Here is a 26663-nt window from a genome sequence, read left to right as displayed (position 1 = left end):
AATTGATCGGCGCCGCCAAGGGATTAGCTGCTGATCATGCTTGAGAACCTCGACGCCCTGCTGCTCGCGCGCATCCAGTTCGCGTTTACCGTCAGCTTCCACTTCTTCTTCCCGGCCTTCTCGATCGGGCTGGCGAGTTACCTTGCGGTGCTTGAAGGGCTGTGGCTGAAGACCGGCAAGTCGGTCTATCATGACCTGTTCAAGTATTGGCTGAAGATCTTCGCGATTGCCTTTGCGATGGGCGTCGTCTCGGGCATCGTGATGTCCTACCAGTTCGGCACCAACTGGGCGGTGTTCTCTGACAAGGCTGGGCCGGTGATCGGGCCGTTGATGGCATATGAGGTGCTGACCGCCTTCTTCCTTGAGGCAGGCTTCCTTGGCGTCATGCTGTTCGGCATGGAGAAGGTCGGTAAGAAGCTGCACTTCGCTGCGACGCTGATGGTGGCGCTCGGTACGTTCGTGTCGGCATTCTGGATCCTCAGCGTCAATAGCTGGATGCAGACCCCGACGGGGTACGAGATTGGCGCGAATGGCCAGTTCCTGCCCGGCTCCAGTTGGTGGGACATCGTCTTCAACCCGAGCTTCCCTTACCGCCTCGTCCACACCGTAATGGCTGCTTACCTGACGACCGCCTTCGTGGTCGGTGCAGTCGGCGCGTGGCACCTGCTTAAGGACAAGGCCAATCCCCACGCGCGCAAAATGTTCTCTATGGCGATGTGGATGGCCGCGATTGTCACGCCGTTGCAGATTTTCGCGGGCGATATGCATGGGCTCAACACGCTCGAACATCAGCCTGCCAAGGTTATGGCGATGGAGGGACATTACCAAAGCCACCCCGAAGGCGCGCCGCTGATCCTGTTCGGCATCCCCGACAGTGAAGCCAAGACGGTTCGCTATGCCATCGAAATCCCTGACCTGTCTTCGCTGATCCTGAAGCATGACCTGAACGCGCCGATGGCAGGCCTCGACACTATTCCCGACGATCAGGAGCCGCCGGTCGGCACCGTGTTCTGGAGCTTCCGCGTGATGGTCGGCATCGGCTTTGCGATGCTCGGGATCGGGCTATGGAGCCTGTGGGGTCGGGCGCGCAGGCGGCTCTATGACATGCCGTGGCTGCACCGCGCCGCTGTCCTGATGGGACCTTCGGGCTTTGCCGCCGTGCTGGCCGGATGGATCACCACCGAAGTCGGCCGCCAGCCCTATGTGATCTACGGCGTGCTGCGGACAGCCGATGCGGCCAGCCCCCTCGACGCACCTGCTGTCGCGGCGTCGCTGCTGGCGTTCGTGGTCGTCTACTTCACCGTCTTCGGCATTGGCGTGTGGTATATCCTCAAGCTGATGGGCAAGGCGCCGCACGCGGGCGAGAGCGGCATCAAGGGCGACATTGACGGCCCGATCCGTACCGCCGGGATTACCCCCGGCCCCACCCAGAACCCCGGCGGCGAAGAGCCTCTTCCAACCGAAGCGCCTTCCGAAAAGGAGCCGGTGTGATGGACCTCACCGTCATCTGGGCCTTCATCATCGCCTTTGCGGTCTTCGCCTATGTGGTGATGGACGGCTTCGACCTCGGGATCGGCATCCTGTTCCCGACTTTCCGGGTCGGGCAGGGCCGCAACCGGGCGATGAACTCGATCGCGCCGGTGTGGGATGGGAACGAGACCTGGCTGGTGCTGGGCGGCGGCGGGCTGTTTGCCGCCTTTCCGCTGGCCTATGCGGTGATCTTGCCTGCGACCTATCCGCTGATCATCGCGATGCTGCTCGGCCTCGTGTTCCGGGGTGTGGCGTTCGAATATCGCTGGCGCGATCCTGCCCATGAGAAGTTCTGGGACTTGGCGTTTTTCGGTGGCTCGCTGGTCGCGGCGATGTCGCAGGGGATGATCCTTGGCGCGCTGCTGCAAGGGATCGAGGTTGACGGCCGGGCCTATGCCGGCAGCTGGTGGGATTGGCTCACGCCTTACACCTTCCTCACCGGGCTCGGCACAGTGGCGGGCTATGCGTTGCTCGGCAGTACCTGGCTGATCTGGAAGCTGGACGGCGGGGTGCAGGCCCATGCGCGCTATGTCGCCTTCCGGGCCGCGATTGCGACCATTCTGCTGATGGGCGCGGTGAGCCTCTACAACATCACGCTAAACCCCGAATATGCCGCACATTGGCTGTCCGCGCCCGAAGTGTACTGGGTCGCGCCCGTGCCGATTGTGACCGCACTGGTGGCAGTCGCACTGATCCGCACGATCCGGGGGACCGGCAATTCGGCGCCGTTCTGGCTGGCGATTGCGCTGTTCTTTCTGGGCATGAGCGGGCTGGGTGTCACCATCTGGCCCAATGTCGTGCCACCCTCGATCACGATCTGGGACGCCGCCGCGCCTGAGCGTAGCCAGGAATTCATGCTGGTCGGCGTCGCGCTGACCTTGCCGCTGATCATCGCCTATACCGTGTGGGCCTATTGGGTGTTCCGCGGCAAGGTTGGTGCGGAGGGGTATCACTGATGCTTGCGCCGCCAGAACTGGAACCTGAGAAGCCCCTCTGGCAACGCTTGCTGTGGATGGCGGGCATATGGGCTGCGAGTGTCGCTGTTCTCGGCGCGGTGGCCTATGTCATCCGCCTCTGGATCGCGCCTTGAGCGGCACAGTCAAAGTCTGGTTCGACGGTGCCTGTCCGCTGTGCCTGCGCGAAATCGCGCTGATGCGGCGGCTCGATCAGCGCGGGGCGATCACTTTCGTTGATGTTGCAAGCGGCGCCGATCCGTCCTGCCCTATCGACCGCGCGCAACTGCTCGCCCGTTTCCACGCAGAGGAGGACGGCGTGGTGCACAGCGGCGCGGCGGCCTTTGCGGCGATGTGGCGCGCGATCCCGTTGCTGCGTCCGCTCGGGCTGGCGGCGCGGAACCGCACTGTGCTGCGGGTGCTGGAGGCCGCTTACCTGCGCTTCCTCAAGATGCGCCCGCGCCTGCAACGCTTCTTCGCCTAGAAAACCGCTTGCCCTGCACCCACGGATCGTCTGATCTGTTCCCATAATAAACGGGAGAGATTAGCCGCCATGAGCAATTTCGGCGCGATGCAGAACGAGATCTACAATGCCGGCTTGCGCGGCATCCTGCCCACTTGGCCGGTCGATTTCGCCACCCTCGAAAAGCGAGCGCATGAAGCGCTGGGGCCGGGTCTCACCAACTACGTCGCGGGCGGCTGCGGTGATGAGCATACGCAGAACAGCAATGCCTCGGCCTTCCACCACTGGGGCATGGTGCCGCGCATGATGGTCGATTGCTCGGTACGCGATCTCAGCATCGAACTGTTCGGCCACACCTATCCAACACCGCTGTTCATGGCACCCATCGGCTTGAACGGAGAGGCGACGCAGGATCGCCATGGGGACATGGCCGCCGCACGCGCCTCAGCGCTGACGGGGGTACCGTTCTGCGCTTCGACACTGGCGAATGATCCGCTGGAAGATGTGAAGGCGGCCTGCGGCGATACGCCCGCGTGGTTCCAGCTCTACACGCCCAAGAACAAGGAGCTGGCGACCAGCCTGATCCGCCGCGCCGAAGCCGCGGGCTACAAGGCGCTGGTAGTGACGCTGGATACCTGGGTAACGGGCTGGCGTCCGCGCGATCTCAACGCATCGAACTTCCCGCAATTGCGCGGCAAGGTCTTGCAGAACTACTTTACCGACCCCGTCTTCCGCTCACTGCTGGCCAAGGCCCCCGAGGAGGACTCGGCCGCTGCGATCTTTACTTGGGCAGCGACATTTGGGCAGGTGCTGACGTGGGACGACATGGCGTGGTTCAAGTCGGTGACCAAGCTTCCGATCGTGTTGAAGGGCATCTGCCACCCGGATGACGCGCGGCGCGCGGTCGATTGCGGGGCGGACGCGGTCTATTGTTCGAACCACGGTGGCCGGCAGGCCAACGGCGGGATCGCCACCATTGATCTGCTGGAGGATGTGGTGAAGGCCTCGGGTGACACTCCGGTACTGTTTGACAGCGGAATCCGTTCCGGCTCCGATGCCGTCAAGGCTTTGGCGATGGGCGCGCGGGCAGTGGGCGTGGGGCGGCCCTACACTTACGGGCTGGCGCTGGGCGGGGCTGACGGTGCCGCTTGGGTGCTGCGCTCGATCCTGGCCGAGGCGGACCTGCTGATGGCGGTCAACGGCTATCCGACGCTCGCCGATGTTCGCGCTGCCGGGGTTCGCCGCATAACGTCATAGGCCGTTCAGGCCGGGCATTTTGCGAAACGCGGGAACCGATTTGGGCAATTTCGGCTTACGGAGCCTGACACCGTCCTAGCAATCTTTGCGTAGGAGCGCGTAAAGACTCGTTTTATCCACAGATTTTATGTTAGCTACAGCGACATAAAAACGCGCGATTCGGGGACGCGAGACATGGAAAAACCGACATTCTGGTCGAGCCGACCAGATCCGATGCGACGCACAGTTTGCATGCAGGACGAGCACTCTCGCCGTGCGCGCTATGGTCGTATCCAGCCGATGGAACCGCGCAAGTCGTTGCTTTCGCGGATCGCGTGGAAGAACCCGCTCGGCTAACCGCCTGACTTTGCCAACATCACCAGCTTGGTATCCGTGAAAGCAAGGTAGCCTTCCTCGCCGCCCTCAGATCCAAAGCCGCTGTCGCCGATCCCGCCGAACGGGGTTTCGGGCGAGGATACGATCAACTGGTTGACCCCCACCATCCCGGCGCGCAGGGCCCGGCCGAGGTAATGCGCTTCGTCCAGATCGCCCGAGAAGGCATAGGCGGCAAGGCCGTAGCGCAGGCTGTTTGCGATCCCGACCGCGTCTTCGATCGCATCGAACGGAACAATCCCGGCGATGGGGCCGAAGGGTTCTTCGGTCATGAAGCGACTGTCGGGCGACGGATTGGCGATCACGGTCGGCTCGAAGAAGAACCCGCTGCCTGCGATTACCGACCCGCCAGTGACCACCTCGCCGCGATTGCCGCCAGCGTCCGCGACCACCTGCTCCATTGCCGCGATCCGGCGTCCGTGAGCAAGCGGGCCCATGTCGACGCTTTCATCCGCGCCCGGATCGCCGACCTTCAACTTGCTTGCAACGGCAGCAAATTCAGCGACGAAGCGGTCGTAAATCTCGCGTGCCACCAGGAACCGGGTGGGCGAGACGCAGACCTGTCCAGCGTTGCGGAACTTGGTGCTGGCGCACATCGCCACCGCGCGGTCCAGGTCCGCGTGCTTGCTGACGATCACCGGGGCATGGCCGCCCAATTCCGGGGTGAAGCGCTTCATGTGGGTCGCCGCGAGTGCACCCAGCTGTTTGCCGACAGCGGTCGATCCGGTGAAGCTCACTTTGCGCGTGACGGGCGAGGCGATGAGGTGTTCCGACACCGGGCCGGGATCGCCGTGGACGAGGTTCAACACGCCCTTGGGCACGCCCGCATCGACAAAGCATTCGACCAGCAATTGCGCCGAACCCGGCGTGTTTTCCGCCGGCTTGAGGATCGCGGTGCAGCCCGCCGCCAGCGCACCCGCGATCTTTTTGACCGGCAGGTTGATCGGGAAATTCCACGGGGTGAGCAGGACGGCGGGACCAATCGGCTCATGCGTCACCATCTGCGCGATCAGCGCCGCGCCGCGCGTCGGGATCAGGCGCCCGCCGCGCCGCTTGGCCTCTTCGCCCAGGAAATCGACGACATCACAGGACGATGTGATCTCGCCAATGGCCTGCGCGCGGGGCTTGCCCATTTCGGCAGTCACGACCCGGGCGATAGCAGGCGCGCGTTCGCGCAACAGGTCGGCGGCGCGGCGCAGGATCGCGTAACGCTCCGCGCCCGAGGTGCGGCTCCACCCGGCAAAGGCATCATCCGCCGCCTTTAGCGCGGCATCAAGCTGGGCGGGCGAGGCCTTCGGGCACTGACCGATCACCGCGCCGGTCGCGGGGTTGACCACATCCATCGTGCCGGCCTCTCCGGCTTCGATCCAGTCGCCGTTGATGAACATCTTGAGGGTGGGGTAATCGGTCATCGGTCAGTTCCTGATGGTAGGCGCGCGCACAAATGTTAAACGCGAAACATCGCGGTGACGGCGCGCTAGAGGGGTCTAGATGGGGCCTAGCAGGGGTCTGGCAAGGTCTAGACCGCCACGACGTGCTGCTCGATCGCCCCGAAGACTGAATGGTTGTGCGCGTCACGCATCTCGATCCGCACGCTGTCACCGACCTGCATGAACGGCGTCTTCGCAGCGCCGTCGCGGATGGTTTCGATCATGCGGATTTCCGCGATGCAGGAATAGCCCGCGCCGCCTTCGGCCACCGGCTGGCCGGGGCCGCCGTCAGCGCCCTTGTTGGAGATCGTGCCGGTGCCGATGACGGTGCCGGCGCTGAGGTTGCGGGTCTTGGCCGCATGGGCGACCAACTGCGCGAGGTTGAAGGTCGCATCCTTGCCCGCATTGGCGCGGCCGAAGGGCGCTCCGTTCAGATCGACCATCAGCGGCAGGTGGATCAGATAGTCAGCCCAAGCCTCGCCGAGTTCATCCGGTGTCACGGCGACAGGCGAGAAGGCGCTGGCGGGCTTGGACTGGAAGAAGCCGAAGCCTTTCTCCAGTTCCGCCGGGATCAGGCCCCGCAGCGAAACATCGTTCACCAGCATCAGCAGCTTGATGTGGCTGGCGGCGTCTTCGACCGACACGCCCATCGGCACATCATCGGTGATGCAGGCGATCTCGCCCTCCATGTCGCAGCCCCACGCCGGATCGCCCAGCGGGATGTCCTGACGAGGCCGCAGGACCGCGTCCGAGCCGCCCTGATACATCAGCGGATCGCTGTAGAAGCTGGCCGGAACCTCGGCCCCGCGCGCTTGGCGCACCAGTTCGACATGGTTGATGTAAGCGCTGCCATCGGCCCACTGATAGGCGCGCGGCAAGGGCGAGTGCGCCTGCCGCTCGTGAAAGCGCTCGCACGGCACGGTCTCATGCTCGACATCGCGGGCGAGCAGTTCAAGCTCTGGCGCGATCCGCTCCCAATCATCAAGCGCGGCTTGCAGGGTCGGCGCGATATAACCTGCTGCCGAGCAGCGGGTCAGGTCTTTCGACACCACGACCAGCTTGCCATCGCGCGTGCCATTATCGAGGGTTGCGAGTTTCATTGGGCGTTCCTCTCCGTCCGGGAAAATCTAGGGTGCGTCGATTTGCTTGTCGGGATGCGCTGCCGCAAAGGCGGGCAGGGCAAGGCAGGCAGCTTCGATGCGGGTCATGTGTGGGCTGTTCGACAAGTCGTAGTTGAACCGCCGTGCATTCGCGAGCTGTGGGATCAGCACGATCTCGAACAGGCCGGGGGCGTCACCGTGAAGGAAATCGCCCCCAAACCCTTGGCGCCCAAGCTGCGCCAAGCGCGCTTCGACCGGGTTCAGCGTGCGCGCCAGCCAATGGCGATACCAAGTGTCGATCTCGTCCTGCGAATGGCCGAGCGGGTCTTTCAAGTACTTCAGCACCGGCAGATTATTGACCGCGTGAATCTCGGTCGCGATTCCGTAGGCGAGTTCGCGCACCGTGTAGCGCGCTTCGATATCGGCGGGCAGGAACCGCGGTTCGGGATAGGCTTCGTCCAGCCATTCGAGCAACGCCATCGACTGCGCCCGGTCACGCCCGTCCGCCTCCAGCATCGGCAGCGAGCCGAACGGGTTGCGGCTGGTGAAGGCTTCGTCCTTGTTTTCCGCTGTCACCAGATTGACCGGCACATTCTCGAAGGCGAGGCCCTTGAGATTGAGCGCAATGCGCAGGCGGTAGGAGGTCGACGAGCGGAAGTAGCCGAACAGCCGCATCAGAACGCCGCAATCCCCGTGATCGCGCGGCCAAGGATCAGCGCGTGGACATCATGCGTGCCTTCATAGGTGTTGACCGTTTCGAGGTTCACCATGTGGCGGATGACCTGATACTCCTCGGAAATCCCGTTGCCACCATGCATGTCGCGCGCGGCGCGGGCGATGTCCAAGGCCTTGCCGACATTGTTGCGCTTCACGATCGAGATCATGTCGGGCGCGAACCGGCCCTCGTCGATCAACCGGCCGACGCGGAGCGAAGCCTGAAGGCCCAGCGCAATGTCGGTCATCATATAGGCGAGCTTCTTCTGGAACAGCTGCGTCGCGGCGAGCGGCCGCCCGAACTGGTGCCGGTCCAGGCCATATTGGCGCGCGGCATGGAGGCAGAACTCCGCCGCCCCCATCGCGCCCCAGCTGATGCCGTAGCGCGCGCGGTTGAGGCAGCCGAACGGGCCCTTGAGCCCTTCGACATTGGGCAGCAGCGCCGAGGACGGCACCCGCACCGCGTCCATCATGATCATGCCAGTAGTCGAGGCGCGCAAGGAAATCTTGCCCTTGATCTTGGGCGCTGACAGCCCCGCCATGCCCTTTTCCAGCACGAAGCCGCGAATGGCGCCGCCATGTTCTTCGGACTTGGCCCAGACCACGAAGACATCAGCGAAGGGCGCGTTGCTGATCCAGGTCTTCGAACCGGAGATGACATAATCATCGCCGTCCTTCTTCGCATAGGTTTTCATCCCCGCCGGGTCCGAACCCGCATCAGGCTCGGTCAGGCCGAAGCAGCCGATCAGCGTGCCAGCGGCAAGGCCGGGGAGGTATCTGCGGCGCTGTTCGTCTGATCCATAGGCGTAGATGGGGTGCATCACGAGGCTGGACTGCACGCTCGCCATCGAGCGGTAGCCAGAGTCCACCCGCTCGATCTCGCGCGCGATGAGGCCATAGGCGACATAGCCTGCGCCCGCGCCGCCGAATTCTTCGGGGATAGTTGCGCCCAGCAGGCCTGCGACGCCCATCAGCGGGAAGAGTTCGGGCGCGTCCACTTCCTCGCGGAAGGCATCGATCACGCGCGGTTGCAGCTCGCTTTGGGCAAAGCCGTGCGCGGCATCGCGGATCATCCGCTCTTCCTCGGTCAGCTGGCTTTCCACGTCGAACGGGTCTTCCCAGTTGAACGGGGCCATTCGCGAATCCGCCCGGGAAGGCGTGTTGGTGGTGCCGTGCACGGGCATGCTCCTGCTTATCTTGTTTCTCCCAGCCTTTGCAGGCTTGGTAGGCCGGGGCAAGTGGGGCGGGGCCAGCAGTGAGGCATCAGCCGGTCAGACCGGGGCAATGACCCGGCTGACGGTTTCGAGCAGCATCGCTGGCGGGCAGGGCTTGGCCAGCGTGGTCGCGCCCGGAAAGCGGGCAGCGACTTCCGTGGCAGAATGCCGTTCGGAGTGCAGGATCACCGGCACATCGTCATCGAGCAGCTTCTGCGCCAGCTCATACGACAGCCCATCGGTCAGCTCGATATCGAGGATCGCCAGATCAGGCTTTTCCTTCTGGCACGCCAGCATGGCCGAGGAAATTCCGGCGTGCGGCCCTTCGACTTCGTATCCGGCTTCCTCGAAAGTGTCGCACAGATCAAATCCAGTAATGAACTCGTCTTCGGCCACCAAAATCCGCAAAACCATTGACCCTCTCCCGCTTCTCCGACTCCCACAAATCGAAGTGTAACACGGATTGGACGTCAACCTTGCGGAATATTATCCGTTGCGGCCGAATTGTGCCGTAAATGCGTTTTCGTCTCCCGCAGCCAGCAATTGCGCCTGTTCGACCCATTGATCGCGCGTAATCCGACCGGAGAAACGGCCAAGCTGTGCGTCGATCCGCTCGATATCTGCGGGCTGCCATGCGGCGATTTGGGTGTAGCTGCGAACCCCGAGTTCGCCCAGCAGCGCGGCCAATTTGGGGCCGAGGCCCTTAATGCGGGTCAGATCATCAGGCGCGCCGGCGGAAGGCGGGCTGACGGTCGGGGTGATGGAGGGGCCAGCCTCGGCGTCGGTGTCCATCGGTGCGGCTGCCACCGCCTGACTGTTGGCAGCGGCCGACATCGCGCCCTGATTGATCTCGACTGCGCGCGGTGCATCGATCAGCGCTTGATTGCGCGCCGCAGGGGCTGCGCCTTCTTCCAGCACATCGCGGGCGAGCGGGGTGCTGCTTTCGTCCTCGATCACGCGGGCCTTGCGGCTGAGGCGCGCGAGCGCCCACACGGCAAGCACCAGCGCAACCAGACCGAGCAGGATTAGCGGCAGATAATTCATCAGGTCAGGGGACATGGCGCTTTTGCTCCCAAGCGAATCATGGCGTTGCGGCGATGCGCTCTAGCAGCCTCGTCCCGCTTCGCCCAAGCCCCTGCGATCAGCCGCCCTTCATGCTGGCTGCCAGCTGGTTCAATTGCAGGAACTCCTGCCGCCAGAAATTGTCCTGACTGCCTGCGAGTCTGCCGATGTCGTCAAAGCCGAAGCCCAGCATCATTTCATCGCCGCGCAAGACCTGACCGTAAGCCGCGACCGCTGCGGCAAAGGCAAAGTCGCCCTTGGGTGCGGTGGCCGAAGTGAGCATATTGGCCGACACGACCCGTTCGATCAGCTTCGAGGTATCGCCATCAGGAAGCTTGTAGCGCAGCTTGACGGTGGCGGCCTCGGCCAGCTTGGCGGTGGCCGCCGCGTCAGGCCTATCCTCATAGCGGCGCGGCGCGATCCAGCCCTTGCCGCCGGCAGGGACGACTTCGTAGATCGCAGTCACCTGATGACCAGCGCCAATCTCGCCCGCATCGACCAGATCATTGTCGAAGTCCTCTTCGCGCAGCGCCCGGTTCTCGTAGCCCACAAGCCGGTATTGCGCGATCACGGCAGGGTTGAATTCGACCTGGATTTTCACGTCCTTGGCGATGGTGAACAGGGTCGATTGCATCTCCTCGCCCAGCACCTTTTTCGCTTCCAGCGCGGTGTCGATATAGGCGTAGTTGCCGTTCCCCTTGTTGGCGATCTGCTCCATCATCGCTTCGTTGTAGTTGCCTTGGCCAAAGCCCAACGTGGTCAGTGTGATGCCGCTTTCGCGCTTCTTTTCGATCAGTTCGATCAGCGCCTTGGTGTCCGAAACGCCGACATTGAAATCGCCATCGGTGGCCAGGATCACGCGGTTGACGCCGCCCTTGATGAAATTGTCCTCGGCGATGCGGTAGGCAAGCTCGATCCCGGCGCCGCCTGCGGTCGATCCGCCCGCGGCAAGGCTATCGAGCGCGCGGCGGATCTTGGCGGTGTCGCTCGTGGGTTCCAGCACCATGCCCGCAGCGCCTGCATAAACGACGATCGAAACCGTATCTTTCTGCCCGAGTTCTCCCGCAAGGCCGGCCAGCGCGGTCTTGACCAAGGGCAGCTTGTCCGGGGAGTTCATTGAGCCCGAGACATCCATCAGGAACACCAGATTGGCAGGCGGGCGTTCGGCGGTGTCGATATCGTAACCGCGCAGGCCGATGCGCATCAGATAAGTGCCGGGGTTCCACGGGGTCTTGGCCACATCAGTGGTCACGGTGAATGGCTGGCTGCGATCGTTGGGCCGGGCGTAGTCATAGCGGAAATAGTTGATCATCTCCTCGGTGCGCACCGCGTCCTTGGGCGGCATCATGCCTTGGGTTAGGAACCGGCGGGCATTGGCATAGGCCCCGGTGTCGACATCGACCGCGAAGGTGGAGACGGGCTCTGCTGCGGTCAGCTTGACGGGGGAGACTTCCTTACCGTCATATTGCTCGCGCCCCGGATCGGTCGCAACCATCACGGGCGGAGCGTAGAAGGCGGCTTCCTGCGCGACAGGGCCGGTGCGCACCCGCGATCCCGAAACGACCACGGCCCGAGCATCCGACACCATGCCCGGAGCAGGCGGCGGCGGTGGCGGCGGCGGAGGGGGTGGCGGGGGAGGTGCCACCACAGAGGGCGGCGGCGGGGCCTTGGCCAACTGTTCTGGCGCGTTCTTCGCGCAGCCAGCCATCACCGCGCACAGCGCTACCGCCGCGACCAACCGTGTCCCTCGCATCACCTTTTCTCCCCGCTATTCCAGCGGTTCAAGAAATCGTGGCCAGGCCGTGAATAGCGACTGAACGCGTTGCGGCCCCGCATTGTCTTACGCCAGATCAGTCTCAGGGTTAGGGACGACTTGCTTGCGGAACAGCACCTTGTCCCCGTCGTCAAAGCCGCGCCGCCAGATCACCAGCGCATAGGTGCCAAGGATCGCGGGCACGCCGAACACCAGCTCCATCCACTCGGGCAGCCAGGTAAAGACATAGCCCACCACCACCGCAGGCGCGGCGGCATAGACCAGCGCCCAGCGCCAATTGCTGACGGGCGCTTTGAGCAGGTGCTTCAGCAGCAGCGCCTTGATGAGGCTCGACACCGCCAGCGCGATCATCAGCGCGCCCGCAGCGCTGGCCGCCTCGTAGCCCTTGCCAAGGCCATAGGTCTCCGCCCCCTCGATCAGCGCGATGGTGAGCACGGCTTGGAGCGCAATCACTCCCACCGAGATCGCCAAATTGCGCTTCCTCGCGATGTAAACGAGCACGCTTTCCGAGACTACCGCCATCGATGCGGCGACCTCCGCCGCCAGCAGGAACGCCAGCGCAGCCGTGCCAGCGACATAGTCCGGCCCCCACAGGCCCATCACCGCCTCGCCGGGCATGCCCAGCACCAGCGCGATGCCGAGTTGAATCGCGATGATCCAGAACCCGACCTGCCGCACCTGCGCTGCTATCGCGCCCATGTTACCGATGCGCAGGTTCTTGGTGATGACCGGGGAGAGGATCGGCTCGAAACTGGTCTTGAGCTTCTGCGGCAGCGATGCGATCTGCTGCGCCGCGTAATAGATGCCGACCGCTTGCGGGGGTGCGAAAAAGCCGAGAATGAAGATATCGAGCAGCCGCGTGCCGCGCTCGATCGCATCGGCGCCGACCAGCGGGAAGGCGCGGGACGACATGGCGAGCAGCGCGCGGGCCTCCGGTCGCCAGCCTTTGGGCAGGCCATAGCCGCGCAAAAACGGCCATAGGGCGGACAGCAGTCCGGCATAGATCGAGGTGATATAGGCCAACGCCAAACCGCCATCGCGCGTGGCCGGAATGAAGAAGAACACGCCCGCGCCAATGGAAATCGTCCACGGTTCGACAATCGCGCGGGTGCGCACCATGGTGGCAATGTCGAAACGATAGGCCTGAGCGGCGAGCAGGATCTCGGTGACTGCAAAGGCAGGGATCGCCGCGACCAGCCAGATATCCCATCGGCTGTTGGTGCCATTGGGAAACATCGGCTCGGGGAAGGCGACCAGCAGCAGCGCGGCGACACAGGAATAGGCCAGCGACAGCAGGATCCCGTCATAGACGAGGTTGCTTTCTGCCCCCCGGTTCTCGCCCGCGCCTTCTGACAACCGCTGCGCCAGCCCGCGTTTTTCGCCCAGCGAGCAGATCAGCGCGACAATCTCGATCACCACCATTGCCGAGGCAAACCGGCCCAGCGACTCGGCTCCGTAGAGGCGTGTGGCGATGACGAGAAAGGGGATGCGCGCGATCAGCCGGATGGCGAAGCCCAGCGTATTGGTGCGCCCGCCCTTGGCCAGCTTGGCGAGGTCGTCCTGATCGTCAGCCGCCGTGGTCACGCACCGGCTTCCCATTCGGCTTTGAGCGGGCGGACGAGCAGCGTCTGCACCACATCACGCGCCGGGGTTCCGGCGAGCAGATCGGCGACAGCTTTGGTGATCGGCATATCGATCCCGCGTTCGGCTGCGAGTTGCGCCAGCACCGGCGCGGTGTGTGCGCCCTCGGCCACGGTGCGTTTGTCCGCCAGCGCTTCTGCCGCGCTCATCCCTTCGCCCAATGCCTTGCCGAGCGAGAAATTGCGGCTGGAGGTGGACGAGCAGGTCAGCACCAGGTCTCCGAGGCCGCACAGACCGGCAATGGTGTCGAAGGTGGCGCCATAGGCAGCGCCAAACCGCGCCATTTCGGCAAAGCCGCGCGTGATCAGTGCGGCGCGAGCGTTCTGGCCGAGCCCGAGCCCATCCACTACTCCGCAGGCGATCGCGAGCACATTCTTGACCGCACCGCCGATCTCCGCGCCGACCACATCGTCCGAGTAATAGGGCCGGAAGGTGGGCCGGGCGAGGGCGGGAGCGAGCCGCTCCCACTGCGCTACGCCGTCATTGCAGGCGAGGGTCACCGCAGTCGGCAATCCGGCGGCGACTTCGTGCGCAAAGGTCGGGCCAGAGAGAACAGCGATGGCGCTGCCCGGAGCCGCCTCGCTGGCGACGTCGAACATCATCCGCCCTGTGCCGGCCTCGATGCCCTTGGAACACAACACCAAATCGCGCGGGGCTGTGGTGAGACCTGTCAGCACCCGTCCCAGCACCTGTGCGGGCGTGACCACCAGCACGGTATCGATCGCGGCAAACTCCGCCAGATCGCCGGTTGCGCGGATGGTCGGGGCAAGGGCGGCGGAGGGGAGGTAGAGCGGATTGCGGTGATCAGTGTTGATCGCGGCGACCACTTCAGCCTCGAACGCCCAGAGCAGCACGTCGCGCCCATCGCTCGCCAGCATTTGAGCGAGCGCTGTGCCCCACGCTCCTGCGCCGATGACACCAAGAGTTGCGGGCTTGCTCATGCCTTTACTCCAGCGCCGCGCACGGTCTCCGCCGCGGGATCGAGCGGCCAGCGCGGGCGAGCAAGAAAATCGAGGGGGTCACCAGCGAAGGCCGCGCCTGGCTGCCAGCCTTCCGCCGCGAGCCGCTCGCACCCGGCCCAAGCGATCATTGCCGCGTTATCAGTGCACAGCGCCAGCGGCGGAGCGGTGAAGCGCATGGCGTGCTTGGCGGCGAAGGCTTCCAATGCGGCGCGGATTGTCTGGTTGGCGGCGACCCCGCCAGCGACGACCAGCGCGGGGAAGGGGCCAGCTCGCTCCAACGCCTGATCGAGCCGGTCGATCAGGCAATCGACTGCGGCTTGCTGGAAGCTCGCGGCGATATCGGCGGGCGAATGCGCGCCACCTTCAACAGCGCGCAGCACTGCGCTTTTAAGGCCCGCAAAAGAGAAATGCGGTTCCGGGGAACCCTTCAAGGGGCGCGGCAAGGGCACCGCTTTGGGATCACCCTGCAAGGCCAGCCGCTCCACCGCAGGCCCGCCGGGGTAGCCCAGACCGAGGATCTTGGCGGTCTTATCAAACGCCTCGCCCAGCGCATCGTCGATGGTGGTGGCGAGGCGGCGATATTGCCCTACGCCCTCGACAGCTAGGATCTGGCAATGTCCGCCCGACACCAGCAGCAGTAGATAGGGGAAGGCAAGACCCGCGTCCGCCAGCCGGGGGGAAAGCGCATGGCCTTCGAGGTGGTTGACCGCCAGCAGCGGCTTGTCCGAAGCCATCGCCAGCGCCTTGGCACTCACCAGCCCGACCATCACGCCGCCGATCAGCCCCGGCCCGGCGGTCGCGGCAATCGCGTCGACATCCTCAAGACCAATGCCCGCTTCGCCCATCACCCGCGCAATCATCGGTGCGAGACGCTCAGCATGGGCGCGGGCGGCGATTTCGGGAACGACCCCGCCATAGGGCGCGTGTTCGGCCTCCTGACTGGCAATCGCCTGCGCGACAATCGTCCCGTCGCCGCGCACCAGCGCAACGGCCGTTTCATCGCAGCTGGATTCGATGCCCAAAACCAGCGGGGGCACGATGCAAGTATCAGAGGTGTGCGTGACCGATCCCATCCGGCTTCCATCTAGACTGTGTGAAGGCTAGAGCAAGCATAGCTATGACTGAAACTGAACGAACCGCTCCCCGCCTGCGACTTGGAACGCGCAATTCCCCCTTGGCCATGGCGCAAGCGGTCGAGACCCGGGCGCGCTTGTGTGCCGCCCACGGCTGGAGCGAGGACGCGGTCGAACTCGTCCCTGTGCTCGCCAGCGGCGACAAGGTGCTCGACCGGCCCCTGTCGGAAATCGGCGGCAAGGCGCTGTGGACCAAGGAATTGGACCAGTGGCTGGGCGAAGGCCGGATCGACCTTTCGGTCCACTCAGCCAAGGATGTCGAGACGATCAGGCCCGACGCGTTCCATTTCCCCGCCTTCCTGCCGCGCGCGGACCGGCGCGATTGCCTGGTGGGCGCGGCGAGCATTGCGGCGATCCCCGAAGGCGCGGTGGTCGGCACCAGCGCCCCCCGGCGCGCGGCGCAACTGCTCAACCTGCGCCCCGATTGCAAGGTCGTAACCTTCCGCGGCAATGTCGCAACCCGGCTTGCGAAATTGCAGGCGGGTGAAGCTGATGTGACCTTCCTTGCGGCCGCCGGATTGGAGCGTCTGGGCCAGAGCGCGGTCGGCGTGCCGCTCGAACAGGATGAATGGATTCCGGCCGCCGCCCAAGGGGTGATCGCGATCGAATGCCGCGCCGATGATGCGACAACGACTGCGCTACTGGCCGCTATCGACCATGCAGCGACCCGCGTCGAACTCGAAGCAGAGCGCGCTTTGCTCGCCGAACTCGGCGGTACCTGCCATTCGCCGGTCGCGGTCCTGTGCGCGCCTGCCGATGGCGCGCTTGTGATGCGCGCGGCGCTGTTCAGCCCGGACGGGGCCGAGCGGATCGAGGGCACGGCCAGCTTTGCGCCCGGTGACCACGCGGGGGTCAAGGCGCTCGCTGCCGACTTGCTCGCCCGCGCCACGCCGGCGATTGCCGCGCATTTCCGCAAGGCCGGATGAGCTTCCACCTGCTCGCGCTGCGCCCGCAGCCGGGGCTTGACGGGACGCTGGACAAGGCCCGCGCCATTGGTCTCGCGATCACCGGCCTGGCGCTGTCCGAAATCCGCGCCGTCGCATGGGATTGCCCTGATCCGGCTGGCATTGACGGTCTGCTGATCGGCAGCGCCAATGCCATTCTGCACGGCGGGGAGAACCTCGCCCGCCTCACCGCTAAGCCGGTCTATGCCGTGGGTGAGGCCACCGCCGCTGCCGCGCGCGCAGCCGAGTTTACGGTCGCCATGACCGGGAGCGGGGGGCTGCAAGGCGTGCTCGATGCCATCGCTCCGCCCTGCCACCTGCTGCGCATCGCGGGCGAGGAGCACGTGCCGCTCACTCCGCCTGAAGGCGTCACCTTTGCCGAGGTCATTGCCTATCGCAGCGTCCCCCTGCCGCTTGATCCGGTCACGCCATTGCTGGCGGAGGGCAACGCGCTGGTGCTGCTCCATTCCGCCGCCACGGCGCGCCATTTTGCCGAGGAATGCGACCGGCTCGCCGTGCCGCGCGCGCGCATTACGCTTGCCGCGCTTGGCCCGCGGATCGCTACTGCGGCTGGCGCGGGATGGGCCGCCGTCCACATCGCACCGCAGCCGGATGAAGCCGCTGTGTTGCAATTGGCATTTGACTTGTGCGGCCAGCCGCGCTTCATTCCGCCCGTCTCGGCGGGACAGTCGTAACAGCGACGCTGGCGAGTGGGAATTGACGGTCGCAAAAGAACGGATCACGATGGCAACTGAGCCCGGATCATCGCCATTAGACATTCCGCCCAAGCCCACATCGGGCCGGGCGCTGATGCTTGCCGCCTTTGCCGCGTTCATCGCGGGCGGAGCGCTGGTGGGCTGGGTGATGTGGTATAATCTCCAGCCCGGCCGCCCCGGAGCGCCGCGTCCTGACCTGGTGGCCGAAGCGGGGGCAGGCGCCGGGCCTGCGGCCCAGACGCCGCTTACCGCCAAGCCGACGCCGATGGCCGCAACCGAAAAGGCGGTCGAGCGGGTGGCCGAACAGCAGGGCGGGCTCGATCAACGCCTCGCCGCCGCCGAACAGCGCCTCACCCAGCTCGATCTGCAAGCGCAAGCTGCCGCAGGCAATGCGGCCCGCGCCGAAAGCCTGCTGATCGCCTTCGCCGCCCGCCGCGCGGTCGAACGTGGGGCGGAGCTTGGCTACCTCTCCGACCAGCTCCGCCTGCGGTTCGGCGACCAGTGGCCCAATGCGGTCAGCACCATCATCGAATTCTCGCGCAATCCGATCCGGCTCGACAGTCTGGTCGCGCGGCTTGAAGGGCTGGGGCCGCAGCTGCGCGATAGCAGCGAAGGGCCGTCATGGGCCGCGTTCCAGCGCGAGGTCGGCCAACTATTCGTGTTCCGCCGCGAAAGCACACCCTCGCCGCAGCCGCAGCGCCGGTTGGATCGGGCGCGCTGGGCCTTGGAACAAGGCCGCTACCGCGCCGCGATTGACGAAGTGAAGGGAATGCCGGGCGCCAGCAAGGCCGACGCATGGATCGCGGATGCCGAACGCTACCGCAAGGCGATGGAAGCGATGGAAGTGATCGAAACCGCCGCCGTGCTCGACCAGCGTGGTCTGCGCGACGGGGCGGGCAATCCGGTCCGGCAGCTGAGCCCGCTGATCAGGCCTTAATTCTTTGATCGCGCGGGTGGGCTGCGCCACCGGCAGGTGGCCGCAAAACAAACTACGCCCTGAGAATCTCCGGCAAATCCCCCGAAACCCCGCGCGCTTCATCCATGAAGAAGCTCTTGAGCATCGGCGTGCGCTGCACCGCGGCCATCCCCAAGCGCCGCACGGCAGACGCGGTCTTGCCCCGAACGCCGAACAACCGCGTCAACCCATCGGTCGCCAGTGCCACCATGAAACTGTCGAGCCCGCGCCATGTCTCGTACCGCTTGAGCAGTTCGGGATCGCCCGGATCGAGGCCCAGCCGCGCGCCATCGGCCAGCACTTCGACCAGCGCGCCGACATCGCGCAGGCCGAGGTTCAGCCCCTGACCCGCAATCGGGTGGATGCCATGCGCCGAATCGCCGATCAGGGCGAGGCGTTCGGAGGTGATCTTGGCGGTGTGATGGAAGCCCAGCGGCCAGCTTGACCGGTGGCCGACGGTCTTAACCTTGCCCAGCACGCCGCCCATCCGTTTTTCGACCTCGGCGAGGAACGCCCGGTCGCCCAGCTTCATCACGCCAGCGCCGTCCGCCTCGGACACGGTCCACACCAGCGAGGAGCGGTGCGTGCCGTCCGCATCGTCATTGAGCGGCAGCAGCGCAAACGGGCCAGCGGGGTAGAAGATTTCCCACGCCACATTGCCGTGCGGCTTCTCGTGCGTCAGCCCGGCGATGATCGCACGGTGCTTGTAATCCCACTTGGCGATGGAGATTCCCGCCTGATCGCGCGTGGGCGACTGGCGACCCTCCGCAGCGATCATCAACCGGCCTTTGAGCTTCTGCCCGTCTGCCAGCACGGCGGCGACGCCATATTCGCTGCGCTGACGCTCGGTCACATTGGCCTTGGCGACCCAGTTGATCAGCGGTTCCTTGGCAGCGGCTTCAAACAGCGCGAGGCGCAGGCGGCGATTGGGGAACATCCGCCCCAGCGTGCCGCCGCCTTCGCCGGGGACAAAGTCGAGCCGTCCGGGCTTGTTCTGATCGGTCACCGCAATCGCGGCAATATCGCAGGCGAATTGATCGAGCCCTTCGGCAATCCCGATATTCTCGAACAGGTGCCAGCTCGCGGTCGAGATCGCGGTGGCGCGGTCATCGAAGCCTTCGGCGGTCAGTTCGGCGGGATCGGCGCGGTCGATCACGTGGCTCGACATCCCCTTCTTCGCCGCCGCCAGCGCCAGCGTCATGCCGACGAGCCCGCCGCCCAGGATCACCAGATCGCGCGTATTGTCTGTCATTGCTGTCACGTCTCGCGCTCCGATTGCGAAGTATGGTGGTGAAGCCTAGAGGGTAGCCCGTGCCGCACGCAAGATTCTTCCCGTCCATCATCCGACAATTCGCTGCATGGGTGCTTGCGCTGGCCGCAAGTCTGATGCTGGCGGGGCCGGGCTTTGCGCAAGAAGCATCGCCGCAGCCCGCGCGCGGCGGGCCGATTATCGGGTCCGACAAAATCGCGGTCGCGCTTTACGCTGATGGCGCTCCGACCGAGGGCAAGGAATGGACGCTGGCGCTGCGCTTCACGCCGAGTGCGAGCGAATGGCACGGCTATTGGTCCAACCCCGGCGATGCAGGGCAGGGGATGCGCCTGTCGCTGAACTTGCCGCCCGACTGGGAAGTGGGCGAGGCGCGCTATCCGGTGCCCAAGCGGCTGCTGATCAGCGGGCTGATGAACCATATCTACGAAGGCCCCTACACCGTGCTTGTGCCGGTGGTGCCGGGGCCGAGCGTGAAGAGCTTTGCCGGGACACAGGTCGAAGGCGAAATCGAATATCTTGCCTGCACCGACGAAATCTGCGTGCCGCAGGCGGCTGCGTTGGCGGTGCAAGCAGGGGGCGATTTTGCCCGGTGGCGTGCGTCGGTCGCCCCGCTGATCGACGCCAAGGCGCAGTTCGCGATCACCGGCAAGACCCTGCGCATCGCGATCCCCTTGCCCGCCAGTGTCGGCCTGACCGATCCGCATGTGTTCATCGCCAACGACCGGCTGGTAGCCTATTCTTCGCCGCAGACCTTCCGCCGGGTGGGTGATGTGCTGGTCGCCGAAATCCCGCTCGACGAATACGGGACCGGCAAGGCCGATGCGCTGGCGGGGATCCTTGCCTTTGGCGAGGGCAGCGGCGTGCGCTTCGAAGCCGATCTCGGCACCGTACCGGTAGGCGGTGAGGTCATCGCCGGCGCGCAGAATGCACCCGTTCCGCCGCTGTGGACGCTGATTCTCGGCGCGCTGGTGGGTGGTTTGCTGCTCAACATCATGCCCTGCGTCTTCCCGATCCTGAGCCTGAAGGCGATCGCGCTCGCCCGTGCCGGTGAGAGCGAGGCCAAGGCGCGGGCCGAGGGGCTCGCCTATACCGCTGGCGTGGTGCTGGCCTGCGTCGCGCTGGGCGCGCTGCTGCTGGCCTTGCGCGCGGCGGGCGAACAGGTCGGCTGGGCATTCCAGTTGCAGGAGCCGGGCGTGGTCGTCGCCTTGCTGGTGCTGGCGGCGGCGATCACGGCGAACTTTGCCGGACTGTTCGAACTGCCCTCGGTGTCGATGCGTCTGGGCGGCGAGCCTGCGGGGGCGTTCGCCACCGGTCTGCTCGCCGCTTTCGTGGCGACACCCTGCACCGGCCCCTTCATGGCGGCAGCTTTGGGAGCGGCGCTGTTGCTGCCGGTGCCGCAAGCCTTGCTGTTGTTCGCGCTGCTGGGGCTGGGGCTGGCGCTGCCGTTCCTGCTGCTCGGCTTCGTGCCACCCCTTCGCCGGATGCTGCCCAAGCCCGGCGCGTGGATGGAGCGGTTTCGGCGGATCATGGCGATCCCGATGGGACTGACCGGCCTCGCGCTGCTGTGGCTGACGGTGCAGCTGGGTGGGCGGCCCTTTGGCCTCATCGCGCTGGTGCTGGTGGTGGGCGTGCTCCTCGGGCTGTTCGTGACCGGCAAGCTGCAACGCGGCGGCAAGCTGGCCTGGCCCGCCTTCGGTCTCGTCGCTGCGCCGTTCCTCGCCTTTGCTCTGATCGCGCTGCCTTCGGTCTATGAGAGCAAGGCGAGCGCGCCGAAGGCCAGCATCCACAACCCGCAGACCTTCAGCCGCGATGCGCTGGCCAAGGCGCGCGCGTCGGGCAAGCCAGTGTTCCTGTGGTTCACCGCCGACTGGTGCGTGACCTGCAAGGTCAACGAAGCCAGCTCGATCGAGCGCGAGAGCGTGCGCGAGGCCTTCGTCAAAGCGGGTGTTGTGCCGATGGTGGGCGACTGGACGGTGCGCGACGAGGCGATCACGCAATTCCTGACCGAGCAAGGCGCAGCAGGCGTGCCGCTTTACCTGTGGTACGCGCCGGGCGCCTCCGGCCCGGATCAGTTACCGCAGGTGCTTACCCCGGAATTGCTTGAGCAGCAGGCGTCTCAGTTTTCCCTCGGCATCCGCTGACCAGTGCCATCGGCAGCGGGCTGGGGTTGAGCCGCACCAACCCCGCTCCCGGCACCGTGACGGTCGCCTCGCGTTCCGGCTTCAGCGCATCCCATTCGCGGGTCAGCGCGGGAACCTCGCCCTGCCAAAGCACGCGCCCACCGATTGTGGTCGCATCGACCGGGAAGCGGCCGATCCAGCCATTGCCGATCAGCGCCAGCAGCGCGGCGGCGCCCTCGTCCGCTGGCGCATGGCGGGTGATCCTGAGGCGCGCTTCGGGCTTGGCGGGGTCGAGGCATTCGAGCGCGAGCAGCACTGGCTGACCGGGAACGCCATAAACCAGCCGCAGCGGCTTGTCGGTGCTTGCCCAGACCGCAGCGGTCGTATCGGGCGAAGGCATCGGGGCGGACGGCCCGGCAGTCGGCGCCAACAAGGACACGCGCGCCACGGCAGAATCGGTCGGCGGCGGCTTGCAACCCGCCAATCCGCCTGCGCCCGCCAGCGCAGCGCACAAAGCCAGCTTGCGGATCATCGCGCGCGGATGAAAGCGCGGATATCGGCCGAAAGCTTTGCGCGGTCTTCGTCGCGAATATACATCATGTGCCCGGCGTCGTAGTATTTCCACGTGATGCGGTCCTGCGGGATCCCGTAGCGCTTCAGCGAATATTCCGCTCCGAAGAACGGCGTGGCGAAGTCATAAAACCCTTGCGCGTTGAACAGGCGCAGCTGCGAATTCTGCCGCAGCGCCTGCCCGATCAGCGGCGCGACGTTCAGATAGGCCGCACGGCCCGAACCGTCGAGGCTCCAGTCCCAGTTGCGCCCCGGTTCGCGACCGATTGCCTGATATTCGCGGTCAGTCTGATAGCCCAGCGTCTCGCGCGCCCAGCTGTTGATCGCGGCGGTGTAGCCAGCATCGATCCCGTAGAAGCTCGGATCATTGTCCGGCGTCTCGCCCGCATTGTCGTAATCGCGGCCCGTGTAGCGCGAATCGAGCCGGCCGACGGTCAGCCCGCGATCACGTAGCAGCTCCTTGTAGAAGCGCTGGTCAGTAACGCGCAGGTTGGCTTGGTCGAGATATTCCTCCGACAGGCCGGTGAGGCGCGACAATTCTTTGCGTACGCTCGCGCGTTCTTCGGCAGGCAGGTCCTGCCCCTTGAGCAGCGCAGTCGCAAACGGCCCGATCGCAAAGCGGCGCGCTTCCTCAGCCACCGCCGCAGCCGAAGTGCCTTCGACCTTACCGTGATAAAAGGCCGTGGTCGCCATGTTGGGCAGGGTGACGACATAGGCCATCTCGTTGCCGGGCGTCGTGTCTTCTGCCCCAAAATCGAGGATGGTCGAAACGAGGATCAACCCGTTGAGACCGACGTCATTATAGGTGCTGCCTTCCAGCTCGTCTGCGACCATCGCGGTGCGGGTGGTGCCGTAGCTTTCGCCGCCGAGGAACTTGGGGCTGTTCCAGCGGCCATTATCGTTGATCCAGCGCCGGATCACCGTGGCAACGGCGCGGCCATCCTGACGCAGGCCGTAGTATTTCTTGGGATCGGTCCCTTGCGTCAGATGGCTGAAGCCCGTGCCCGGCGGGTCGATGAACACGAGATCGGCGACATCGAGCAGGCTTTCCGGGTTATCGACCAGCGGATAAGGCGGCGCGCCATCGTCTTTGGCGTCTGAAGGGATCGCAACGCGCTTCGGCCCGAAGGCACCCATCTGCAACCACACCGAGCCTGAGCCGGGCCCGCCATTGTAGATGAAGAACACCGGGCGCGTCGGATCAGCCGGGGTTTTCACATAGGAGGTGGTGACAATCACCGCCTCGGCCTTGCCCGCTTCGTCCGACAGAATCGTGTCGGCAATGGTCGCACGATAGGCGATGCGTTGGCCGCCAAAGGTGCCGGCAAGATCGCGCGTGCGCACCTGCGCAGCGGGCGCGGGCTTGGCGGCGGCGTCGGGCTTGGGCGCGTCCTGCGCAGCGGTGGGGACGGTAAGGGCGAGGGTGCTGGCAGCGGCCAGCGCGGCGAGGAATCGGGCGTTCATGGGGGTGGGGGTTGGCAGGGTTGCGAGCGGGGTTCAAGCATCCCTCAAGCCTTGCCACCAAACTTAATTCCGTATGTCAGGCAGCGCGAGGTTGGATACGCTCCAACTCTCCATTGAGCGCGCGCTTGGCAGTGCGGAGTTCAGCGCTTGTCTGAAGCCTGAGGAAAAACCCCTCTGACATCCGGAAGTAGCGCGAGAGGCGCAGGTCGAGTTCGCCGTCTATGCGAGTTTTGCCGTCGATCATCGCTTGCAAGCGCACGGGATCAACCGCGATGGCTTGGGCCAACGCAGGCGTATCGAGCTTCAATGGCTCCATAAACTCCGAAACCAGCATTTCGCCCGCGTGCGGGATGTGCAGCCAGTCCGATGTGTCAGTGGTAGTCGACGATTTCGACATCGTATGCGTTTCCGTTGCTCCAGCGGAAACATATACGCCATTTCATGTTAATTGAAATGGAATGCTGACCGGCGCGGTCGCCTTTAAGTTCGTGCAAGCGGTTGCTGGGCGGAAGTTTTAGGTCGTCGAGAGTGTCGGCGGCGTCGATCATGTTGAGCTTCGCCAGCGCGCGCTGCTGAATGTCCGCAGGCAGCTTGCGGCTAAGGCTGCCTGACCAGAGGCGTTCGGTCTCAATGCAGGAAAAAGACTGGATCATGGCTGCCTCGGTTAAGTGCAGCCAATCAGTAATCAGGCAAATTTCTTTCGTGCAACAGTTTGATTTTAAAAAAATGAAATCTTCCTGTTGACTGCCTTCTAACCCGCAGCATGCCTCGCGGTACAATTTACTGGCTACGTATAACTCTTGTGGAGAACTACGGCTTCCCACCCATCCGCTTCGCACGCACCTTCCCATAGCGCGTCTTCCGCGTCCCGGGCTTACCCTCATTGCTCCGCCCAACGATCGGCGCGCGCTTGTCCTTGTCGGGAATACCGAGCTCGTCCGCTTCCAGCCGCCGGATCTCGTCGCGCAACCGGCCTGCTTCCTCGAATTCGAGGTTGGCCGCCGCATTGCGCATCCGCTTCTCCAAATCCTCAATGTAGCTTCGCAGGTTGTGGCCGACGAGGTTGTTGCGCTCCGCATCGCCGGTATCCACCAACACGCTATCCTGCGCTGCCGAATGGGCGACTATGTCGTGGATGTTGCGCTTGATCGTCTGCGGCGTGATGCCATGTTCCGCGTTGAAGGCTTCCTGCCTTGATCGGCGGCGATCCGTCTCCGCCAGCGCGCGCTCCATGCTGCCGGTGACGCGATCGGCATAGAGGATCACGCGGCCATCAACGTTGCGCGCCGCGCGGCCGATCGTCTGGATCAGCGAGGTTTCGCTGCGAAGGAAGCCTTCCTTGTCGGCGTCCAAAATCGCCACCAGCCCGCATTCGGGAATGTCGAGGCCTTCGCGCAGCAGGTTGATCCCGATCAGCACGTCATAGACGCCCAAACGCAAATCGCGGATCAGTTCGATCCGCTCCAGCGTCTCGACGTCCGAGTGCATATAGCGCACCCGCACCCCCGCTTCATGCATGAATTCGGTGAGGTCTTCCGCCATCCGCTTGGTCAGCGTCGTCACCAAGGTGCGGTAGCCCTTGGCGGCGGTGGCTTTGCATTCGACGATGCAATCCTGCACCTGATCTTCGACCGGGCGGATTTCCACCGGCGGATCGATCAACCCGGTGGGGCGGATCACCTGTTCGGCGAAGACCCCGCCGGTCTGGTCCATTTCCCAATGACCGGGCGTGGCGCTGACCGCGAAGGTCTGCGGGCGCATTGCGTCCCATTCGTTGAAGCGCAAGGGGCGGTTGTCGATGCAACTCGGCAAGCGGAAGCCATATTCGGCGAGCGTCACTTTGCGGCGGTGGTCCCCCTTCGCCATCGCGCCGATCTGCGGCACGGTCTGGTGGCTTTCATCGACGAACAGCAGCGCGTTTTCGGGCAGATACTCGAACAAGGTCGGCGGCGGTTCGCCCGGCAGGCGGCCGGTGAGGAAGCGCGAATAGTTCTCGATCCCCGCGCAGCTGCCCGTTGCCGCGATCATTTCGAGGTCAAAATGCGTGCGCTGTTCCAGCCGCTGGCGTTCGAGCAGCTTGCCTTCGATTTCAAGTTCTTTGAGGCGTTCCTCCAGCTCGAACTTGATCGCAGCCGCCGCCTGCTTCATCGTCGGACCGGGCGTCACGTAGTGCGAATTGGCATAGACCCGCACCTTTTCCAGCTTCGCGCCCTTGGTGCCGGTGAGGGGATCGAATTCGGCGATCTCCTCAATCTCGTCACCGAAGAAGCTGATACGCCAGGCCATGTCCTCGTAGTGCGAGGGGAAGATCTCAAGGCTGTCGCCGCGCACCCGGAAATTGCCGCGGGTGAAGCTGGCATCGTTGCGCTTGTATTGCAGGGCAACCAGCTTGCGGATCAATTCGCGCTGGTCGACCGTCTCACCCAGCTTGATGTCGAAAATCATCGCCGAATAGGTTTCGACCGAGCCGATCCCGTAGAGGCACGAGACTGAGGCGACGATGATCACGTCGTCGCGCTCCAGCAGCGCGCGGGTCGCCGAGTGGCGCATCCGGTCGATTGCCTCGTTCACCGAGCTTTCCTTCTCGATGTAGGTGTCGGACCGCGGGACGTAAGCTTCGGGCTGGTAGTAGTCGTAGTAGGAGACGAAATACTCGACCGCGTTCTCGGGGAAGAAGCTTTTGAATTCGCCATAGAGCTGCGCGGCGAGGATCTTGTTGGGGGCAAGGATCAGCGCGGGGCGCTGCAAGGTTTCGATCACCTTAGCCATCGTAAAGGTCTTGCCGCTGCCGGTGACGCCGAGCAGCACCTGCGTCTTCTCGCCCGCCAGCGCGCTTTCGGTGAGTTCGGCAATTGCGGTCGGCTGATCGCCCGCCGGTTCGTACTCCGACACCAGCTTGAACGGGATGCCGCCCATCGACTTGTCGGGACGTTGGGGGCGGTGCGGGGTAAAGTCCGCGCCCGTTTCGGGCTCGTCCAGTCCGCGGCGGATCACGAGTTGGGCCATGCTATCGTTATGG

At 64.7% G+C, this 26663-nt stretch carries 25 protein-coding genes; 9 read left to right on the top strand and 16 right to left on the bottom strand.

All coding sequences use genetic code 11. From position 1 onward, the window contains the following. Positions 1-36 precede the first annotated feature (36 nt). The 5 genes from GRI59_RS12580 (at position 37) to GRI59_RS12565 (ending at position 4203) form a co-directional block, all read left to right on the top strand. A complete protein-coding gene (locus GRI59_RS12580) occupies positions 37-1491 on the top strand; it encodes a cytochrome ubiquinol oxidase subunit I (RefSeq protein WP_160761482.1) in 1455 nt (484 codons plus the stop codon). Further along, entirely contained in the window at positions 1491-2486 is a 996-nt protein-coding gene (cydB, locus tag GRI59_RS12575) for a cytochrome d ubiquinol oxidase subunit II (RefSeq protein WP_160761481.1), read from the top strand. The genes GRI59_RS12580 and cydB overlap by 1 nt, the downstream gene beginning before the upstream one ends. Then, positions 2486-2620, top strand: coding sequence for a DUF2474 domain-containing protein (locus GRI59_RS15835; protein ID WP_234031976.1), 135 nt, complete (start codon positions 2486-2488; stop codon positions 2618-2620). The genes cydB and GRI59_RS15835 overlap by 1 nt, the downstream gene beginning before the upstream one ends. Continuing rightward, the gene (locus GRI59_RS12570; RefSeq protein ID WP_237440788.1) at positions 2617-2967 is read left to right on the top strand and encodes a thiol-disulfide oxidoreductase DCC family protein; all 351 of its coding nucleotides are present in this window, start codon (positions 2617-2619) and stop codon (positions 2965-2967) included. The genes GRI59_RS15835 and GRI59_RS12570 overlap by 4 nt, the downstream gene beginning before the upstream one ends. 69 nt (positions 2968-3036) lie before the next feature. Continuing rightward, on the top strand, positions 3037-4203 hold the full coding sequence (locus tag GRI59_RS12565) for an alpha-hydroxy-acid oxidizing protein (protein ID WP_160761479.1): 1167 nt from the start codon (positions 3037-3039) through the stop codon (positions 4201-4203). A gap of 332 nt (positions 4204-4535) precedes the next feature. Here the strand turns inward: GRI59_RS12565 and GRI59_RS12560 are convergent, their stop codons facing one another. The 10 genes from GRI59_RS12560 to tsaD form a co-directional block, all read right to left on the bottom strand. After that, positions 4536-5987, bottom strand: coding sequence for an NAD-dependent succinate-semialdehyde dehydrogenase (locus tag GRI59_RS12560; protein ID WP_160761478.1), 1452 nt, complete (start codon positions 5985-5987; stop codon positions 4536-4538). A gap of 107 nt (positions 5988-6094) precedes the next feature. Then, positions 6095-7105 carry a fumarylacetoacetate hydrolase family protein gene (locus GRI59_RS12555; protein WP_160761477.1) on the bottom strand — a complete coding sequence of 337 codons (1011 nt, stop codon included), beginning with the start codon at positions 7103-7105 and terminating at the stop codon, positions 6095-6097. A gap of 27 nt (positions 7106-7132) precedes the next feature. After that, positions 7133-7780 (bottom strand): maleylacetoacetate isomerase, encoded by a 648-nt coding sequence (gene maiA, locus GRI59_RS12550; RefSeq protein ID WP_160761476.1) that lies wholly within the window; start codon positions 7778-7780, stop codon positions 7133-7135. Beyond that, positions 7780-8955, bottom strand: a complete 1176-nt coding sequence (locus tag GRI59_RS12545; RefSeq protein ID WP_160761659.1) for an acyl-CoA dehydrogenase — start codon at positions 8953-8955, stop codon at positions 7780-7782. The genes maiA and GRI59_RS12545 overlap by 1 nt, the downstream gene beginning before the upstream one ends. A gap of 135 nt (positions 8956-9090) precedes the next feature. Continuing rightward, positions 9091-9447 (bottom strand): response regulator, encoded by a 357-nt coding sequence (locus tag GRI59_RS12540; protein WP_183363593.1) that lies wholly within the window; start codon positions 9445-9447, stop codon positions 9091-9093. Between the two features lie 72 nt (positions 9448-9519). Beyond that, positions 9520-10092 carry a hypothetical protein gene (locus tag GRI59_RS12535; protein ID WP_160761475.1) on the bottom strand — a complete coding sequence of 191 codons (573 nt, stop codon included), beginning with the start codon at positions 10090-10092 and terminating at the stop codon, positions 9520-9522. Positions 10093-10174: 82 nt separating this feature from the next. After that, complete coding sequence (locus tag GRI59_RS12530; RefSeq protein ID WP_160761657.1) at positions 10175-11848, bottom strand: vWA domain-containing protein; 1674 nt, start codon at positions 11846-11848, stop codon at positions 10175-10177. An 87-nt stretch (positions 11849-11935) separates the two neighbouring features. Beyond that, on the bottom strand, positions 11936-13468 hold the full coding sequence (locus tag GRI59_RS12525; protein ID WP_160761474.1) for a lipopolysaccharide biosynthesis protein: 1533 nt from the start codon (positions 13466-13468) through the stop codon (positions 11936-11938). Beyond that, complete coding sequence (locus GRI59_RS12520) at positions 13450-14451, bottom strand: NAD(P)H-dependent glycerol-3-phosphate dehydrogenase (protein WP_160761473.1); 1002 nt, start codon at positions 14449-14451, stop codon at positions 13450-13452. Before GRI59_RS12520 ends, GRI59_RS12525 begins: the two co-directional genes overlap by 19 nt. Then, positions 14448-15545 carry a tRNA (adenosine(37)-N6)-threonylcarbamoyltransferase complex transferase subunit TsaD gene (gene tsaD / locus GRI59_RS12515; protein WP_160761472.1) on the bottom strand — a complete coding sequence of 366 codons (1098 nt, stop codon included), beginning with the start codon at positions 15543-15545 and terminating at the stop codon, positions 14448-14450. Before tsaD ends, GRI59_RS12520 begins: the two co-directional genes overlap by 4 nt. A gap of 44 nt (positions 15546-15589) precedes the next feature. On the opposite strand from tsaD, the gene hemC reads away from it, so the two are divergent. Genes hemC through GRI59_RS12500 form a run of 3 tightly spaced genes read left to right on the top strand, consistent with a single transcriptional unit; the run spans position 15590 to position 18202 of the window. Then, positions 15590-16531, top strand: a complete 942-nt coding sequence (hemC, locus tag GRI59_RS12510; protein WP_160761471.1) for a hydroxymethylbilane synthase — start codon at positions 15590-15592, stop codon at positions 16529-16531. Continuing rightward, positions 16528-17244: a uroporphyrinogen-III synthase gene (locus GRI59_RS12505; protein ID WP_160761470.1), complete on the top strand. Its 717-nt coding sequence runs from the start codon at positions 16528-16530 to the stop codon at positions 17242-17244. Before hemC ends, GRI59_RS12505 begins: the two co-directional genes overlap by 4 nt. Positions 17245-17293: 49 nt before the next feature. Then, complete coding sequence (locus tag GRI59_RS12500) at positions 17294-18202, top strand: hypothetical protein (protein ID WP_237440786.1); 909 nt, start codon at positions 17294-17296, stop codon at positions 18200-18202. Between the two features lie 52 nt (positions 18203-18254). Here the strand turns inward: GRI59_RS12500 and GRI59_RS12495 are convergent, their stop codons facing one another. Next, positions 18255-19472 (bottom strand): UbiH/UbiF/VisC/COQ6 family ubiquinone biosynthesis hydroxylase, encoded by a 1218-nt coding sequence (locus tag GRI59_RS12495; RefSeq protein WP_160761469.1) that lies wholly within the window; start codon positions 19470-19472, stop codon positions 18255-18257. Positions 19473-19531: 59 nt separating this feature from the next. On the opposite strand from GRI59_RS12495, the gene GRI59_RS12490 reads away from it, so the two are divergent. Further along, positions 19532-21631 (top strand): thioredoxin family protein, encoded by a 2100-nt coding sequence (locus GRI59_RS12490; protein WP_160761468.1) that lies wholly within the window; start codon positions 19532-19534, stop codon positions 21629-21631. On the opposite strand, the gene GRI59_RS12485 is transcribed toward GRI59_RS12490, so the two are convergent. The 5 genes from GRI59_RS12485 to uvrB all read right to left on the bottom strand — a co-directional run bounded on the left by GRI59_RS12485 (position 21576) and on the right by uvrB (position 26650). Next, entirely contained in the window at positions 21576-22142 is a 567-nt protein-coding gene (locus GRI59_RS12485; RefSeq protein WP_160761467.1) for a hypothetical protein, read from the bottom strand. The genes GRI59_RS12490 and GRI59_RS12485 overlap by 56 nt on opposite strands. Continuing rightward, the gene (locus tag GRI59_RS12480) at positions 22139-23644 is read right to left on the bottom strand and encodes a S10 family peptidase (RefSeq protein ID WP_160761466.1); all 1506 of its coding nucleotides are present in this window, start codon (positions 23642-23644) and stop codon (positions 22139-22141) included. Before GRI59_RS12480 ends, GRI59_RS12485 begins: the two co-directional genes overlap by 4 nt. Positions 23645-23720: 76 nt before the next feature. After that, positions 23721-24041, bottom strand: coding sequence for a HigA family addiction module antitoxin (locus tag GRI59_RS12475; protein ID WP_160761465.1), 321 nt, complete (start codon positions 24039-24041; stop codon positions 23721-23723). Further along, positions 24016-24297: a type II toxin-antitoxin system RelE/ParE family toxin gene (locus GRI59_RS12470; protein ID WP_160761464.1), complete on the bottom strand. Its 282-nt coding sequence runs from the start codon at positions 24295-24297 to the stop codon at positions 24016-24018. The genes GRI59_RS12475 and GRI59_RS12470 overlap by 26 nt, the downstream gene beginning before the upstream one ends. 157 nt (positions 24298-24454) lie before the next feature. Beyond that, positions 24455-26650, bottom strand: coding sequence for an excinuclease ABC subunit UvrB (uvrB, locus tag GRI59_RS12465; RefSeq protein ID WP_160761463.1), 2196 nt, complete (start codon positions 26648-26650; stop codon positions 24455-24457). Positions 26651-26663 lie beyond the last annotated feature (13 nt).

It is taken from the genome of Erythrobacter ramosus (assembly GCF_009828055.1).
In the GTDB taxonomy this organism is placed as follows: domain Bacteria; phylum Pseudomonadota; class Alphaproteobacteria; order Sphingomonadales; family Sphingomonadaceae; genus Erythrobacter; species Erythrobacter ramosus.
Note: the sequence above shows the minus strand (reverse complement) of the source record. Positions and strands in the feature narration are given on the sequence as shown.

What these genes read in the sequence shown, in the direction of transcription:
- GRI59_RS12535 (WP_160761475.1), bottom strand. Translation starts at nt 10,092, where the DNA reads ATGTCCCCTGACCTGATGAATTATCTGCCGCTAATCCTGCTCGGTCTG.
- GRI59_RS12555 (WP_160761477.1), bottom strand. Translation starts at nt 7,105, where the DNA reads ATGAAACTCGCAACCCTCGATAATGGCACGCGCGATGGCAAGCTGGTC.
- GRI59_RS12560 (WP_160761478.1), bottom strand. Translation starts at nt 5,987, where the DNA reads ATGACCGATTACCCCACCCTCAAGATGTTCATCAACGGCGACTGGATC.
- GRI59_RS12540 (WP_183363593.1), bottom strand. Translation starts at nt 9,447, where the DNA reads ATGGTTTTGCGGATTTTGGTGGCCGAAGACGAGTTCATTACTGGATTT.
- GRI59_RS12530 (WP_160761657.1), bottom strand. Translation starts at nt 11,848, where the DNA reads ATGCGAGGGACACGGTTGGTCGCGGCGGTAGCGCTGTGCGCGGTGATG.
- cydB (WP_160761481.1), top strand. Translation starts at nt 1,491, where the DNA reads ATGGACCTCACCGTCATCTGGGCCTTCATCATCGCCTTTGCGGTCTTC.
- GRI59_RS12500 (WP_237440786.1), top strand. Translation starts at nt 17,294, where the DNA reads ATGGCAACTGAGCCCGGATCATCGCCATTAGACATTCCGCCCAAGCCC.
- GRI59_RS12485 (WP_160761467.1), bottom strand. Translation starts at nt 22,142, where the DNA reads ATGATCCGCAAGCTGGCTTTGTGCGCTGCGCTGGCGGGCGCAGGCGGA.
- GRI59_RS12470 (WP_160761464.1), bottom strand. Translation starts at nt 24,297, where the DNA reads ATGATCCAGTCTTTTTCCTGCATTGAGACCGAACGCCTCTGGTCAGGC.
- GRI59_RS12480 (WP_160761466.1), bottom strand. Translation starts at nt 23,644, where the DNA reads ATGAACGCCCGATTCCTCGCCGCGCTGGCCGCTGCCAGCACCCTCGCC.
- GRI59_RS12475 (WP_160761465.1), bottom strand. Translation starts at nt 24,041, where the DNA reads ATGTCGAAATCGTCGACTACCACTGACACATCGGACTGGCTGCACATC.
- GRI59_RS12495 (WP_160761469.1), bottom strand. Translation starts at nt 19,472, where the DNA reads ATGACAGACAATACGCGCGATCTGGTGATCCTGGGCGGCGGGCTCGTC.
- GRI59_RS12525 (WP_160761474.1), bottom strand. Translation starts at nt 13,468, where the DNA reads ATGGGAAGCCGGTGCGTGACCACGGCGGCTGACGATCAGGACGACCTC.
- GRI59_RS12545 (WP_160761659.1), bottom strand. Translation starts at nt 8,955, where the DNA reads ATGGCCCCGTTCAACTGGGAAGACCCGTTCGACGTGGAAAGCCAGCTG.
- GRI59_RS12580 (WP_160761482.1), top strand. Translation starts at nt 37, where the DNA reads ATGCTTGAGAACCTCGACGCCCTGCTGCTCGCGCGCATCCAGTTCGCG.
- GRI59_RS12520 (WP_160761473.1), bottom strand. Translation starts at nt 14,451, where the DNA reads ATGAGCAAGCCCGCAACTCTTGGTGTCATCGGCGCAGGAGCGTGGGGC.
- tsaD (WP_160761472.1), bottom strand. Translation starts at nt 15,545, where the DNA reads ATGGGATCGGTCACGCACACCTCTGATACTTGCATCGTGCCCCCGCTG.
- uvrB (WP_160761463.1), bottom strand. Translation starts at nt 26,650, where the DNA reads ATGGCCCAACTCGTGATCCGCCGCGGACTGGACGAGCCCGAAACGGGC.
- GRI59_RS12505 (WP_160761470.1), top strand. Translation starts at nt 16,528, where the DNA reads ATGAGCTTCCACCTGCTCGCGCTGCGCCCGCAGCCGGGGCTTGACGGG.
- GRI59_RS12565 (WP_160761479.1), top strand. Translation starts at nt 3,037, where the DNA reads ATGAGCAATTTCGGCGCGATGCAGAACGAGATCTACAATGCCGGCTTG.
- hemC (WP_160761471.1), top strand. Translation starts at nt 15,590, where the DNA reads ATGACTGAAACTGAACGAACCGCTCCCCGCCTGCGACTTGGAACGCGC.
- maiA (WP_160761476.1), bottom strand. Translation starts at nt 7,780, where the DNA reads ATGCGGCTGTTCGGCTACTTCCGCTCGTCGACCTCCTACCGCCTGCGC.
- GRI59_RS15835 (WP_234031976.1), top strand. Translation starts at nt 2,486, where the DNA reads ATGCTTGCGCCGCCAGAACTGGAACCTGAGAAGCCCCTCTGGCAACGC.